We start from the raw sequence: 14678 nt of genomic DNA on the forward strand, positions 1-14678 counted from the left end.
CCTTTTTATTTGAAGAAATTAATCTTCTACTTTCGGTTTCCGGAATTTCATCAGGAACTCATAAACAACCGGCACGATGACCAGCGTCAGCAGCGTGGAGCTGACCAAACCGCCGATAACCGTGATGCCGAGACCTCTGGAGATGATGCCGGCACTGTTCTCCAGTCCCGATACGAGAGGCAGCAGGGCACCGATGGTGGCGAGCGCCGTCATCAGAATCGGACGGAGACGGGTGGCTCCGGCTTCCAGCAGCGCTTCGCGCGTTGACAAGCCTTCGCGTTCCTTGTGAATCACCCGGTCGATCAGCACGATCGCGTTGGTCACGACGATACCGATCAGCATCAGGGCGCCCATCAGGGCCGATACGTTCAGCGTCTCTCCGCCGATCCAGAGGCCGACAAGTCCGCCAATGATCGTGAACGGCAGGGAGAACAGGATCGCAAACGGCGCCAGGCCGCCGCCGAAGGTCACGACGAGCACGAAGTAGACGATGGCGATCGCCGCAGCCATGGCCAGGCCGAGCTGGGTGAACGTATCGTTGATCTGCTCGGTGGTGCCGCCGAATTTAACTTCGACGCCGTCCGGCAAGTCGATCTTGTCGATTTCCTTTTGCAGGTCCGAGGAAGCTTTGCCGACGTTGGAGGTGACGATGTTGGCCGTCACGTCCACGACCATTTTGCCGTCGTTGCGGGTGATCGTATCCGGCGACGTGCCTTTTTCCACTTTGGCGACGTCTTTGATCGGAACGTTCATGCCCAGCGGCGACTGAACCGTTTCGTTCTCAATGTCGTTGATGCTCTTGTATTCCTTGTTGTCGGTTTCGATATAAACCTTGTAGTCTTTGTTGTCGACCGTCACTTCGGTCAGCACCGGACGTTCGCGGACCGGGCTCAGCTTCATGGCGATTTGACCGGCCGTCAAGCCCATCGAGCTGAGTTTTTGCTGATCCGCCACGATCGTGTATTGGTCATAAGCTTTGGTCAGGCTGGTTTTCGCTTTTTCAAAATTATCCGTGTCTGCCTGCACCAGCTTGAGGATCTGCTCGGAGACCGGCTTGATATCATCCAGGCTGTTGCCGTAGACGCTGACGCTGAGCGAGCTTCCGCCCATGCCGCCGGACATGTCCATCAAGCTCCATTCTCCGGTGGATACCTGTTTCTTCAGACCTTCCACCAGGTTTTTCTTCACGTTCTCGAAGTCTTTCGTATCTTTGTTGTACTCTACATAGAACAGACCCGAATTGGACGACGAGCCCCCGGCCAGCGGATTGCCGCTGCCGCCGACGGAATACTGCATCTTGTCGATGTTCGGCTGGCTCAAAATGTATTTCTCGGCTTCAAGGGCCCGCTTCTCCACGGTTTCCAGCTGAGCGCCAGGTTCAGGCGAGTAGGTCACCATGATGTATTTGTCCTCCTGATCCGGCAGGAAGCTGGTGCCGATCAGCGGGGTCAGGAAGAAGCTTGCCACGAGCAGAATAACCGCGGATCCGAACGTGATCAGCTTGTGGGACAAGGCCCAGTTCAAAATCCGCTGGTAGCCGCGGGCCATCCGGCCCGGCTTGTCGTGATCATGCTGCTTGGAGGACTTGATGCCCTTCTTGAACAAGCTGTGGGCCAGCATCGGCACGAGGGTGATCGCTACGAGCAGGGAAGCCAGCAGGGCGAAGACCATCGTAAGCGCAAACGGCATGAACAGCTCGCCGACCATGCCGGTAACGAACGCCAGCGGCAGGAAGACCGCGATCGTTACGATCGTCGAGGACATGATCGGAACGAACATTTCGCGCGTCGCTTCGCGGATCAGTTCGCGTCCGCGCAGCTTCTCGCCGCTGCTGGTCAAGCGGCGGTAAATGTTCTCGATGACGACGATGGAGTCGTCGACGACGCGGCCGATCGCGACGGTCATCGCGCCGAGCGTCATCATGTTGAGCGTAATATCGAGCCGCCACAGAATCAGCAGGGCGATCAGCAGCGACAGCGGAATCGACAGGATCGAGATGATCGTGGAGCGAATGTTCCGCAGGAAGATCAGGATGATGATAACGGCGAAGAGCGCGCCGAAGACCGCTTTATCCAGCATCGTCGACACGGAGTCTTCGATCGGTTTGCCCTGGTCGAGCAGCACCGTAAGCTCCATGCCTTTGAACTGGCCTTCAAGGTCTTTGGCTTTGTCCTTCACGGCATTGACTACGTCCACCGTGTTGGCGTCATTGTCCTTGACGATTTGCAGGCCGATCGAGGCCTTGCCGTTCGTGCGGGACACCGACTCCGCCCTGCCGACCACCTTGATGTCGGCGATATCGCTGAGCTTCACCGTCGGAATGCCGGTTGGAACGCCGGCCTGGCCGCCTTGAATGGAAGCAGCATTGCCTGCTCCAGCATTGCCTGCCCCAGCGCCGCCAGCACCGGCTGCGCTGCCTGCGCCTGCACCGGCAGCAGTGCCCGCGCCGCCGGCACCTTGACCGGCTGCTCCAGCAGTACCGCTCTGTCCTTGTGCGCTGCCCGCTCCCGGCGTAACCGGAATCGTCAGCTTTTTCAAATCATCGAGCGTCGTGATGTTGCCGTCCACGACTACCGCTTTGGAGGACTGCTCCAGATTGAACAGACCGAGCGGAACCCGTACGGAGGAGCCTTGAACGATACCCTTGACGGTATCTTCAGTCAGGCCGAGCTGGGCCATTTTCTCCTTATTAAATGTCAGCTGGACTTCCTTGACGTATTGTCCGGAGACGGAGACGGAAGCGACACCTGGAATTTTCTCCAGTTCAGGCACGACTTCGTCCTCAATGTTTTTGGTCAGACCCTCAAGATCGCTTGAGCTGTCGGACGCGCTGAGGGATACGACCGGAAATGAGCTCAGGCTGAACTTGGAGATCGTCGGCTTCTGGGCGCCGTCAGGCAGCGTCACTTCGTTGAGCGCTTCCCGGACGGCTGCGGTGGCCTGATCGAGGTCCGTGCCGTAATCGAATTCCATGGCGATGTTGGCTGCGTTCTCCATAGACGTAGAGGAGACGTTCTTGACCCCGTCCACGTTCTGCAGCCGCTGCTCCAGCGGGATCGTAATATCCTGCACGACGCCTTCCGGCGCTGCGCCCGGGTAAACGGCGGTCACGCTAAGAAACGGGATGTTGATGTTCGGAATCGTCTCCTGCTTCATCACCAGCCCGCTGTACAAGCCGGCGGCGGCGACGATGACCGTCAGGATCCAGATGGCGAATTTATTGTTCAATGAAAAATTAATAATGCTCTTCATTTCGCAGGTTTCTGCTCCTCTCCTTTGTATCTCTTGCTCACGCTTCAGGTACGATCGGTTCTTGAAAACACGTACAGCCTGCAGATTTCCTTCAATTCGCGGCTTAAGGAAACAAGCTCGGGCACGCTCTCCAGGTTGGCGATCATGCCGGCCAGGATCGCTTTGCGCGGTTCGATGTCCCGAAACTCCTTGTCGATGATATCGATCGACTCCTGAGCCAGGTCACGCTCTGGTCCTTCCGACAGCTTGTCCTTTAAGAGATCCCGCATCTGCTTGGTAATAATAAGCGGATGCCGCAGGCTCCCCCCGGACCGGTCCTTCAGCTTCTCCGTCCACTCGGTCCATATCCCGGGGGAAATAAGCGGATCCCGCTGCGACCGGACCATGCCGCCGGCGACTTCGTCCAGCAAAAACACGATATGATCGGCAACCCGCCGGATGTTCAGCGGCAGACCCGGAATAAACAGCGTCCGGATATATCCGTCGAGAAGGCCCACCACAAACATGGTAAGGTCCAGCGTGTAGGGATAGACGTCATCCCCGTAAATTTGCTCGAGCTTGTTTTTGAACCACTGGATGCCGATGATTTGCTTTTCACGCAAATGTTTCTGGGAAGGTGGCTTTTTTCCCGAAGCATGGTGATCCTGAATCTGCACCACCAGAAACTCCCGGAGTTCTACGAGCAGATTCAGCACGACTTCCAGCTGTTTCCGCAGCTGTTCTTTGGGAGTCAGAAGGTGTTCCTGTTCCACCTGCATAACGCTGTCCCGGATCAGGCCCTCACAGTACAGGTAGATGCTGCTCTCCAGATCCTCCTTGGATTTGAAGTGCAGATACAAGCTGCCTTTGGACATGCCGCAGTATTCCGCGATTTCCTGCATGGAGGTGGCCGAAATCCCCTTTGTGGAAAACAGCTGCAGGGCGGTTTTCAGAATCTGTTTTTTCTTGTCCGCCAATTTCTCAGACAAATGCACCTTCACCTCTTTCTGACACTTCGGTTCTCAAATTGACCGCCTAGTCAGAACGATTATATTACAAAGGAAGGTCGTTTTCAAACAACCCGGCGCCATTTACAAAAAAAGGCACCTTCCTGGTTGTATTACGCAGGAAGGTGCCGGTTGGGCTCCACATTTATAGGGAATGAATATGGCGAAATTGTGACGGTTTAGATAGGCGGTTCTCTTAACCCATACAGCCGGGAAACATACCGGTCGAAATGGCCAGCCGGTTCCAGCAGTTAATGGCGTTGATCGCCATCAGCAGGTCGACGATTTCCTTCTCGTCAAAATGTTCTTTGACCCTGCCGAACACCTCATCCGGGACGCCTGCCTCGGAAATTTTCGTCACGTATTCCGCAAGCTCCAGTGCTGCGCGCTGCTGCTCGGTGAATACAGGGGCCTCCCGCCATACGCAGACCAGCGTCAGCTGCTCCTGGTAATCTCCCAGCTTGAGCAGGTCCTTGCTGTGCATATCCAGGCAAAACGCGCATCCGTTAATTTGCGACACCCGGATCTTGATCAGCTCGGAGAGCACCTTGTCGATCGTAGTGCTCTGGGCAAACTGCTCAAAAGCAAGCATCGCTCTAAGAGCCGGCATATTGGCGTCCTTGTAATTCAATCTGATTTCCATCGATAACAGCCTCCTTTAGGTTCGTTCACAAAGAAGACTGATCAGGTGCGGGATTTGTGACATCATTCCATAAAAAAGCAAAAAAAATTATGAGATCAGCTTCAAACCTACCGCTGAGGCCAAAATCATCGCAATAAACAGAATCCGCCGCCATTCCTTGGGCTCGCCGAACAGAAACATGCCGGCCAGCGTGCTGCCGACCGTACCGATGCCGGTCCAGACGGCGTACGCCGTTCCCATCGGAATCGAGTTCATGGCGTAGGACAGCAGGGAGAAGCTGACGATAAAGGACAGGATCAGCATGACATATGCCGGCAGCCCTTTCTTTTGCGTGACGCCCTTGATCCCGATGACGCCGAACATTTCGCACAGGCCGGCGATGACGATTGCAATCCAAGCCATCAGTGATTCGCCTCCTTTTGTCCCTTGCCGTCTTTGTCAGTGACCAGCTTAAGGCCGATCACTCCGGCGAGAAGAACGAGAATGAGCAGCGACTTGGACCATCGGAACGGTTCGCCGAAGAACAGCATCTCGGCAACTACGGTGCCGGCCGTTCCCAGGCCGGTAAACACCGCATACACCGTCCCGACCGGCAGATGGTTCGAAGCGTTAATAATGAGAATGAAGCTCGCGATGATAGCGATGACCGTAAGAATCCATTCAAGCGCATTGTCCGAGTGCTTCAGGCCGGACACCCACAGCACTTCCACAACGCCCCCGATAATAACAGAAAGCCAGTGGCGGTTCATGATGATCCTCCTTTATTTGTCCGTTAGGATGCCACTTGCGTCAAATATGATGAATGCCCGCCCAGTATACGGGCCATGATGCCGCCAGTCTTCGCTGCGATCCCTCCAGCCCGCCGCACACCATTTCGATGAGGACCCCGTCGATCAGCGTCATGTAGGCGACGGCGGCACCGTCCGGATCTTTAACCGGGAGGTGGCCGGCGGAAGCGTGGTGGCGCATGACGCGAATCATCCGCTTTTCCATCGAATCCAGAAACGGAAAGACCAGTTCCATGACCTGATCATGCAGCGAGGAAGGTGGAAAGTAGGCCATGCGCAGCACAAACTTGGTTTTGCTGCTCCGGGTGTACTCCTCCTGGAGATACTCCAGCAGTCCTTTGAGCCGCTGCTCGAGCGGCTGGTCTTTCAGGCTGATATAGCGGCGGATAATCCGGGTCCCTTCCTCATCGAGGGCGCCCTTCAGCGTCTGCAGGAACAGCTCATCCTTCCCTTTAAAATGCGCGTAGATGGACGGCTTTTTGATGCCGACTTCCTCGGCTATTTTTTGCAGGGACGCTCCTTCATATCCATCCTTGGCAAAATGCGATAATGCAGCTTCGAGCAGGGTGTTTTTTGCGTTCATATCATCGACTCCTATTGACTACCTAACGGTCGTTAGGTGATATTTTTTCACACAATGCAGCCAATGTCAAGAAGATGGGCATTCTAACATCAGGCATGCACGGAAATTTCAGGCGGGCTTGTCCATTCGATAAAAATTCGTAGGAACTTTGAACTTGTTCATGTAAAATATACCTTATGGGTTTGGACGATGACCATGGATATGCATGTTTTTTAATGATACTTAAGAGAGGTAACATATGAGACGGGGAATACAAATCTTTATCATTGCCGCGATATTATTTGCGTTTTACTATTTTGGTTTCGGCGTGTTCGGCAAAACCGCGGGAACCATTGTCAGTATATTTTCCACGCTTACCGTCGTGTCGCTCGGGTTCATGATTTTTATGGAGAACCGCAACCCGTCCTCGACGATGGCCTGGATTCTGCTGCTCGCCCTGATGCCGGTGGTGGGTCTGTTCTTTTATCTGCTCTTCGGGCAAAACTACTTCAAACGGCGCAAGTTCGATAAAAAAGCCGAGCAGGACCTCAGAACATATGACCGGCTTGAAGAGAATGGTGCGCGGTTCCATCCGGATCTCTCTTCCTTTAATCCCATGCAGCAGCAGCTGCTGCATCTCTCGCAGCGGCTGGCGCGGACTCCGATTTCCTTCTCCAGCGATACCAAAGTGCTGACCAACGGGCAGGAAACGTTCTCCACCCTGCTGAAGGAGCTCGAGAAGGCCAGGCATCATATTCATATGGAATACTACATTTACCGCGCCGATCATATCGGAACAAGGATTCAGCAGATTTTAATTGAAAAGGCCAAAGCCGGCGTGCAGGTCCGCTTTATGTACGATGCCTGGGGAAGCATGCAGCTGCCCAAATCGTTCCTCCGGGCCATGCAGGAAGCCGGGGTTCAGGTCGTCGCGTACGGAAGCTCCAAGGCGTTTTTTCTCTCCCGGGTCAACTTCCGCAATCACCGTAAAATCGTCGTGATCGACGGCAAGGTTGGCTTTATCGGCGGGCTGAACGTCGGGGACGAGTACCTGAGCCGCAATGCGGCATACGGCTTCTGGAGAGACACCCATATGCGCGTCAGGGGCGAGGCGGTGCGGACGCTGCAAATTATTTTCTTGCAGGACTGGCTCTATATGACCGGGGAAAAGGTGCTGGACGCCGAATATCTGTCTCCCGAGCTGGCGGAAAGCAGCGGCGGCGCCGTGCAGATTATCCCGAGCGGACCGGACAACGACCGGCGTACGCTCAAAAATATTTTCTTCTCGATGATCACCTCGGCGCAGAAATCGGTCTGGCTGGCGACGCCTTATTTTATCCCGGACGACGATATCCTGACATCCCTGCGCGTGGCCGCGATGTCGGGGCTCGACGTACGCATCCTTTTTCCTTCCAAGCCGGATAAGTGGCTGCCGTTCCTGGCTTCCCATTCGTATTTTCCTTCGCTGCTCGACGTGGGCGTCAAAATTTACGAATACGAAAAAGGGTTCCTGCATTCCAAGCTGCTGATCATTGACGGCGAAGTGGCGACGATCGGAACCGCCAATATGGACATGCGCAGCTTCCATTTGAATTTTGAAGTGAACGCGCTGCTGGTGCAGACCGAGAGCGTGCAGCGGATCGTGTCGGACTTTGAACGGGATTTGGTGTATACGAAGCAAATCATTCCCGATAAATTTAATAAGAAAAAAATACCGGAGCGCTTTATGGAGTCGCTCGCGAGGCTGCTATCCCCTTTGCTGTAGCGGCTTTGCGGTGATATAAGGTAGGCGGAAAAGCTTCTTTGGGCGGCCCGTGAGTGGTTGACATTCACGCGGCCGCCCTTTATATTTGTGATAATGATTCTCATTATTGTGGACGGACGTTATTAGACTGGTTTAAATCATATGATAGGCAGAATTGGGGGTTACGGGAAAGATGACGCTTTTGCAAACGGAAGCACTGACGCTGGGGTACGGCGATACCGATATTATTAAAGACCTGCATTTGGACATTCCCGAAGGCAAAGTTACGGTTCTGATCGGCAGCAACGGCTGCGGCAAATCCACGCTGCTTCGTTCCATGGCGCGTCTTTTGCGTCCGAAGAGCGGATCGGTACTGCTCGACGGCAAGGAAATCCACCGGACGTCGACCAAGGAAGTTGCCCGGAATATGGCAATTTTGCCGCAGGGACCGACGGCTCCGGAGGGGCTGACCGTGCTTCAGCTGGTGAAGCAGGGGCGTTATCCGCACCAATCGTGGCTGAAGCAGTGGAGTGCGGAGGATGAGCGTCTGGTGAACGAAGCGCTGGAAATGACGCGTCTCACCGATTTGGCCGACCGCGCGGTCGACTCCTTGTCCGGCGGACAGCGGCAGCGGGCCTGGATTGCCATGACGCTGGCGCAAAACACCGACCTGATTCTGCTCGACGAGCCGACGACGTACCTGGATTTGAGCCATCAGATCGAGGTGCTGGATCTGCTGTATGAGCTGAACCGCGAGCAGGGACGGACGATCGTGATGGTGCTTCATGACCTGAACCTGGCCTGCCGTTACGCCGATCATATGATTGCCGTGAAGAACCAGGGCGTTTATTGTGCCGGTGCACCGGAAGACGTGCTGACGCCGCAGATGGTCAAGGAAGTGTTCTGCATGGACTGCATGATTGCGGAGGATCCGATCTTCGGAACGCCGATGTGCGTGCCGCACGGCAAAGGCCGCTTGTGCGGAGACCGGTGCAAGCTGTCGGCGGTCTGCGAAGCTTAGGGAATCCGTTCAGTGAGCAGGAATTCACTTGAATTGTAATAACAAGATGGAACATATAACAGAAGGCGCTTCTGCATAACAGAAGGCGCCTTTTTTGCGTTGTGTGATCATAACGGCCAGATTATCGGTGGGCCTATCCGGATGAGATGACTATGCTGATAAGGCCCTGGTCAGAATGGGAGGACGCCTGTGAAAGCACCGGTGCTTGGTAACGCATCAGAAGGTCGTGAATCCAAGCAGCTTCTGCACGCGGAACAGAAAGTCCTTGAACCAGGTGGACTTTTCCTGATACGCGCTCAGGTCCAGACTGTAGTGTCCGTCCCGGTTGTTCCAGAGCTGGTCAAAATAGCCGGCCATCTGCCGGTCCAGCGCATCGCCGCGCGGAACGGATATCCAGAGGTCGTTCTCCAGATTGTAATTGTCCAGGTTTCGCGGCGTGAGATTGGTCGAGCCGCCCATGATCACGGAGCTGCCTGAAGGGTTGGAGATGTACATCAGCTTCGTATGATACTGCTCCTCGGTCGTGTTGTACCAGCGGATGGCGATACGGCCATCGGAACGCTTGGTGAGCTCTTTCGCGACCGGACGGTTCGGAATGCCGATTTTGTCCTGGCCAAAAGCGTTCTGATTGGGGTCAAGCAGCAGCCGGATGTTGACGCCGCGGTCGGCGGCCTCCAACAAGGCGCTCATCACCTTTTCATCGGCCAGATAGAACATGCCCATCCACAGGGTGGACCCTTGCGGCGCCCGGTTGATCTCCAGCAGCGTATATTTGTCGATTTTGCCTTCGGTCAGATAGCGGACGGCTATTTTCCCTTGGGATGATTTCTTAGGGTCCTCGGAGGCTGGGGTATAAACCGGGAGCCGGTAGTCTCCGGACAGCCGGGCCGCGGCCTGCTCGCCTTTCAGGATATCGCCGATAATCGGGCCCTGCACCTCAAAGGCAATATTGGAGTGGTAAGCGCTGGCATCATGCACGTTGCCGGAAGAGACCAGGGCGACCTTCTCGCTGACCACAACCTTGCGGTGGTTGGCCTTGACGTTCAGCATTTTTAAATACGACCTTGCGGTGACCTTGGGCCCCTCGTTGGCCATCAGGTTCGGAATCCATCCTTTGCCCGACTGGCCGAACCACTGGATAAACGTCCGCCACACGGCGGAGTAGATCGGGTTCGAATCCCGCAGCGGATCCACATCGGTCACGACGACCTGGATGCCCGCCGCCTTCATCGCTTCGAGCAGGGAGTTCGGGGCGGAGCCGTAATTCGTATTGATCTGGTCCGTAATAAAGACGATTTGCATCTTGGGATACTGCTTTTTATGCGCGATGAGCTTGTCCGCCAAGTCCTTGCTGACGGTCGGAAACTTCTGCCCTTTATGCTTGTAATCGTTAAACAGGAACAGATCAATGACAAGAAACTCCTTGGATTCATCGACAATCTGCATGATCCGATTCGTAATCTGGGGCTCATGGATGACCTGCCCTTGGTTATCAGGGTAAGTCAAGTCGCGATAGAAGCGGACTTGATCGACATGGTAGAGTGGGCTCTCGTAAGATATGCCGGGAGGAAGCGGCTTGTGTGTCTGATAAACGATGACCCCGGCGAGCCAAAGGATGAGCAAGCAGGCTGCAGCCAGAATCCAGCGCCGAACCCTGCGTTTACGGCTTTTCCCCTGCGGCTGCCAGCTGGCCGAACGCGAATGGTACGGTTCAGGTGCGTGCTGGGATGGGATATGGTGGGTCATCGAGTCATCGCCTCCTTTGCTTGTCCACTGCATCGGGGTTAAACGGCAGGGTTCTCTGAGGGAGTGCCCCACGGTTTGGAACCCTGCCTTGCTTGGTACAGCGGTCTAACCAACTATTAACGTCGAAAGGGCCTGTTTGAAGCAGCGGAACGTTGTCATCATATGGGAAAAGGGCATGGTGACCCTCGGTAGCCTAGAAAAACGTGCCATACAGCAAATAGATGTTCAGCGCTGCGATGACGGCTGCTACGATCCAGGCCAGTATCCGTACCCAGCGCGGGGCGATAAAAGGTCCCATCTTAACGGGATCGGAAGTGAATTTGACCAGCGGGAACACGGCAAAGGACAGCTGCAGCGAAAGGATGACCTGGCTGAAAATCAGCAGCTGGCCGGTGGAGCCTTCCCCGTAAATTCCGATCACGATCACGGCGGGAACGATAGCGATCAGGCGCGTGATTAGCCGCCGGATCCATGGCTTCAGGCGGATGTTCATAAAGCCTTCCATAACGATCTGGCCGGCGAGCGTTCCCGTCAGCGTCGAGTTTTGGCCGGAAGCGAGCAGCGCGACGGCGAACAGGACGCTGGCCGCACCGGTGCCGAGCAGCGGAGTAAGCAGCTGGTAGGCGTCTTGAATCTCTGCTACTTCAGTATGCCCCGTTGAATAAAAGGCAGACGCCGCAAGGATCAGAATGGCCGCGTTGACGAACAGGGCGATGGTGAGCGCCACGGTGGAATCCGCGGTAGCGAAACGGATGGCCGATTTCTTGCCGGCAATGGACTCATCGTACCGCCGGGTCTGCACGATCGAAGAGTGCAGGTACAGGTTGTGGGGCATGACGGTCGCGCCGAGCATAGCCAGGGCGATGTACAGCATTTCCGGGTTCTGCACGATGTCTGTCGTCGGAACGAATCCGGCCATGACCGCGCCCATCTCCGGCTTGGACAGGAACAATTCGACCCCGAAGCACATGATGATAACAGCGATAAACGAAATGACCAAAATTTCGATATGCCGAAATCCTTTATTTTGCAGCAGCAGCACCAGAAGGACGTCCACGGACGTGATGAGGACGCCTGCCAGCAGCGGCAGGCCGAACAGCAGCTGCAGCGCGATGGCTGAGCCGATAATTTCCGCCAGATCGCAGGCCGCAATCGCCAGCTCGCATAATATCCAGAGCCCGATGCTGACGGGCTTGCTGTAATGATCGCGGCAGGCCTGGGCCAAGTCCCTTCCCGTAGCAATGCCAAGGCGGGCGGACAGGGACTGGAGCAGAATCGCCATCAGGTTCGAAATCATGATGACCGACAGCAGCGAGTAGTTGAACATGGCTCCGCCGGCCAAATCGGAGGCCCAGTTGCCGGGATCCATGTATCCGACGGCGACGAGGTATCCGGGACCCGCAAAGGCGAGCATCTTGCGGAAGAAGCTGCCCTTCAAGGGAACCTTCATCGATTTATGGACCTCAGGCAGGCTGGGCGGACCGCCTCCTTTGCGCCAGCCGCTTCCGGCGGCCGCCAGTCGGCTCTCCTCACTTGCGTTCATGGGCAGCACTCCTTTCACAACAATCTTTCGATTCAAATCGAGTCTAAACGGCTATCACATCCTATTGGAAAGCACCTGGGCGGTTGCATGTACTTCAAAAATTTTCCCCAAGGAAACTTTGTGGGCTCCTAAGCCAACGCTTCGGCCGAAACAACCTGCAAAGCATTTATGGCTCGCTGCTGTGACGTGTGCCTGTGTGAGCAGCCAGCATTACACCGCGATGTGTGAACCGGGTCGCGGGAGGGGAAGGCCGCGGCCTTGTGAACTTTGGTCAGCCGGATGCATCATCCGTGATGTACAGGATGGAAGGTCGGCTCGGTTTGAGGCAAGTTGGCGAATTTACCAGAGGTTCTGTGGTATAATACTTTCTTTAGAGAATCGTGCGGTGACGAGCGGGTCACGAAGTTAATCAAGGTTTGCAGCATATCCATGAAAGGGGCGCATCAGATGAACGGAAACGAAGCGGATAACGGGTCTTTGCTGCCCGAAATACCTACAGGGGAAAGAAAAATCGAGCACGTGCGCCTGTGCTTGAACGAAGATGTCGGCAGTGGCGTTACCTCCGGCCTGGAGCAGTACCGCTTTCGCCACTGTGCGCTGCCCGAGATCGATTTCGAGGAGATTTCCCTCGAAGCCTCCTTCCTCGGGCGGACGTTTCGGACGCCGCTCCTGATCAGCTCCATGACGGGCGGAAGCGAAACGACCGGGGCGATCAACGCCCGCCTGGCTGCCGTCGCCGAGCGGCGCGGCTGGGCGCTCGGGGTCGGCTCGGTCCGCGCGGCGGTGGAGAAGGAGGAGCTTGCGCCGACCTTCCATGTGCGCACGCATGCGCCGACGATCCCGGTGATCGCGAACCTGGGCGCGGTCCAGCTGAACTACGGATTCGGCGTGGAGCAGTGCCAACGAGCAGTCGATATCGCTGGAGCGGACATGCTTGTGCTGCACCTGAACGGCCTGCAGGAGGTGTTCCAGCCGGAGGGGAACACGAATTTCAGCGGCCTGCTCACCCGGATCGGAGAGGTGTGCCGCCGGCTGGACGTGCCGGTCGGCATCAAGGAGGTCGGCTGGGGCATCGATGGGGATACGGCGGCGCGGCTGTACGACGCCGGCGCAGCTTTCGTCGATGTGGCCGGCGCAGGCGGGACTTCGTGGAGCCAGGTCGAGAAGTTCCGCAGCCGGGACGCGGTTAGGCGCCGGGCGGCGGAGGCGTTCGCGGGCTGGGGCATCCCGACCGCGGAATGCATTGCCGAGGTGCGGGCGGTATCCCCGCAGGGAGGGCTGATCGGCAGCGGCGGGCTGCAGGGCGGCGTGGACGCCGCCAAGGCGCTGGCGCTCGGTGCCGATCTCGCGGGCTTTGGCCGCAGCCTGCTCGGCCCGGCCGTCTCGTCCGAGCAGGCGCTGGACGAGGCGCTGGCGCAGGTCGAGTTCGAGCTGCGCACCGCGATGTTTGGCATCGGCGCGGCGGACGTCGCCGCGCTGAAGGGTACGCGCCGGCTGGTGCGGACCCGGACCTGACCCGGGCGGCGGACCGCAGCCCCCAGGCCGCAGGCAGCTGGATGATGCCAAAAAGCAAACAATCAACCAAAGGACCATTTTCCTCATCGGAAATTGGGCCTTTTTGCTGCCCTTATGGGTGTTTCCGCGTTCCGTGCGGCGATCGATCCAAAAAATTGATATAATATTTACCAAAAAAAGTTTTGCCTTCGTTTCTGCCTGCCCTTATATTAAGAGTACAAATAACGCGAAATGTTCGCCTTTAGGACATGAAGGTTGTTGAATTGATGTAAAGGGGAAGGTGACTCTGCTTTGAAGAAATCCATTTTTCAGTTAAACACAAGAACCGTGGTGACGATAGGCATCGGTGCGGCCCTCTATGGAGCCACCAGCTTTATTGGAATTCCCGTGGGACCCGATACCTCACTGCGTCCGGCGATTGCGCTGCTAGTGATTTTCGGCGCCCTGTTCGGCCCGGTGGTCGGGTTTATCGCAGGGCTGATCGGCCACGTGCTGAACGACCTGCTCACCAGCGGTACGGTATGGTGGGGCTGGGCGCTCGGTTCCGGCATTACGGCTGCATTTATGGGACTCATTTACTTATCGAAGGGGTTTGACCCGCAGAACGGTACATACAAAGGAAAGCATATCGGCCTGTTCATCGTATACGGCGTCGTCGGCATCATTCTGTCGCTGCTCTTCTCGGGATGGTTTGACATCACGTTTATGGGCGAGCCGTCGGATAAGCTGCTGGTGCAGGTCACGGCCGCTTCGATTTCGAATATCGTCGTCTTTTTGGTGCTTGGGGTTCCGGCTGTGATCGGATTTGCCCGCAGAAACGCCAAAGTCAGCAATTTAAGCGTCAACGAGTAGGTGCTTGGCAGAGCGCCACAGGATAG

General features: G+C 56.2%; 12 protein-coding genes. 4 read left to right on the forward strand and 8 right to left on the reverse strand.

The annotated features are described in order from the left end of the window. Positions 1–18: 18 nt before the first annotated feature. From C7820_RS25730 to C7820_RS25755, 6 genes are all read right to left on the reverse strand, one after another. Complete coding sequence (locus tag C7820_RS25730; protein ID WP_116233452.1) at positions 19–3252, reverse strand: efflux RND transporter permease subunit; 3234 nt, start codon at positions 3250–3252, stop codon at positions 19–21. A 44-nt stretch (positions 3253–3296) separates the two neighbouring features. After that, positions 3297–4220, reverse strand: a complete 924-nt coding sequence (locus tag C7820_RS25735) for a TetR/AcrR family transcriptional regulator (RefSeq protein ID WP_181909199.1) — start codon at positions 4218–4220, stop codon at positions 3297–3299. A 214-nt stretch (positions 4221–4434) separates the two neighbouring features. Then, positions 4435–4881 carry a carboxymuconolactone decarboxylase family protein gene (locus tag C7820_RS25740; RefSeq protein ID WP_076174745.1) on the reverse strand — a complete coding sequence of 149 codons (447 nt, stop codon included), beginning with the start codon at positions 4879–4881 and terminating at the stop codon, positions 4435–4437. 87 nt (positions 4882–4968) lie between these two features. After that, positions 4969–5283, reverse strand: a complete 315-nt coding sequence (locus C7820_RS25745) for a DMT family transporter (protein ID WP_076174742.1) — start codon at positions 5281–5283, stop codon at positions 4969–4971. Continuing rightward, entirely contained in the window at positions 5283–5630 is a 348-nt protein-coding gene (locus tag C7820_RS25750) for a DMT family transporter (protein ID WP_076174740.1), read from the reverse strand. Before C7820_RS25750 ends, C7820_RS25745 begins: the two co-directional genes overlap by 1 nt. Before the next feature lie 40 nt (positions 5631–5670). Beyond that, positions 5671–6252, reverse strand: a complete 582-nt coding sequence (locus tag C7820_RS25755) for a TetR/AcrR family transcriptional regulator (RefSeq protein ID WP_076174738.1) — start codon at positions 6250–6252, stop codon at positions 5671–5673. 238 nt (positions 6253–6490) lie between these two features. On the opposite strand from C7820_RS25755, the gene cls reads away from it, so the two are divergent. Next, complete coding sequence (gene cls, locus C7820_RS25760) at positions 6491–7996, forward strand: cardiolipin synthase (RefSeq protein WP_076174735.1); 1506 nt, start codon at positions 6491–6493, stop codon at positions 7994–7996. A 172-nt stretch (positions 7997–8168) separates the two neighbouring features. Continuing rightward, positions 8169–8996, forward strand: coding sequence for an ABC transporter ATP-binding protein (locus tag C7820_RS25765; protein ID WP_076174732.1), 828 nt, complete (start codon positions 8169–8171; stop codon positions 8994–8996). A gap of 216 nt (positions 8997–9212) precedes the next feature. On the opposite strand, the gene C7820_RS25770 is transcribed toward C7820_RS25765, so the two are convergent. Further along, positions 9213–10742 (reverse strand): phospholipase D family protein, encoded by a 1530-nt coding sequence (locus C7820_RS25770; RefSeq protein ID WP_116233454.1) that lies wholly within the window; start codon positions 10740–10742, stop codon positions 9213–9215. 193 nt (positions 10743–10935) lie between these two features. Next, complete coding sequence (locus tag C7820_RS25775; RefSeq protein WP_116233455.1) at positions 10936–12285, reverse strand: Nramp family divalent metal transporter; 1350 nt, start codon at positions 12283–12285, stop codon at positions 10936–10938. 447 nt (positions 12286–12732) lie between these two features. Between C7820_RS25775 and fni the strand changes: the two genes are divergently transcribed. Further along, positions 12733–13800 (forward strand): type 2 isopentenyl-diphosphate Delta-isomerase, encoded by a 1068-nt coding sequence (gene fni, locus C7820_RS25780; protein ID WP_258875412.1) that lies wholly within the window; start codon positions 12733–12735, stop codon positions 13798–13800. A 291-nt stretch (positions 13801–14091) separates the two neighbouring features. Then, positions 14092–14652, forward strand: coding sequence for an ECF-type riboflavin transporter substrate-binding protein (locus C7820_RS25785; protein ID WP_116233457.1), 561 nt, complete (start codon positions 14092–14094; stop codon positions 14650–14652). The last annotated feature ends 26 nt before the right edge of the window (positions 14653–14678 follow it).

Origin of the sequence: Paenibacillus sp. VMFN-D1 (assembly GCF_003386155.1) — a bacterium.
In the GTDB taxonomy this organism is placed as follows: Bacteria; Bacillota; Bacilli; order Paenibacillales; family Paenibacillaceae; genus Paenibacillus_AQ; species Paenibacillus_AQ favisporus.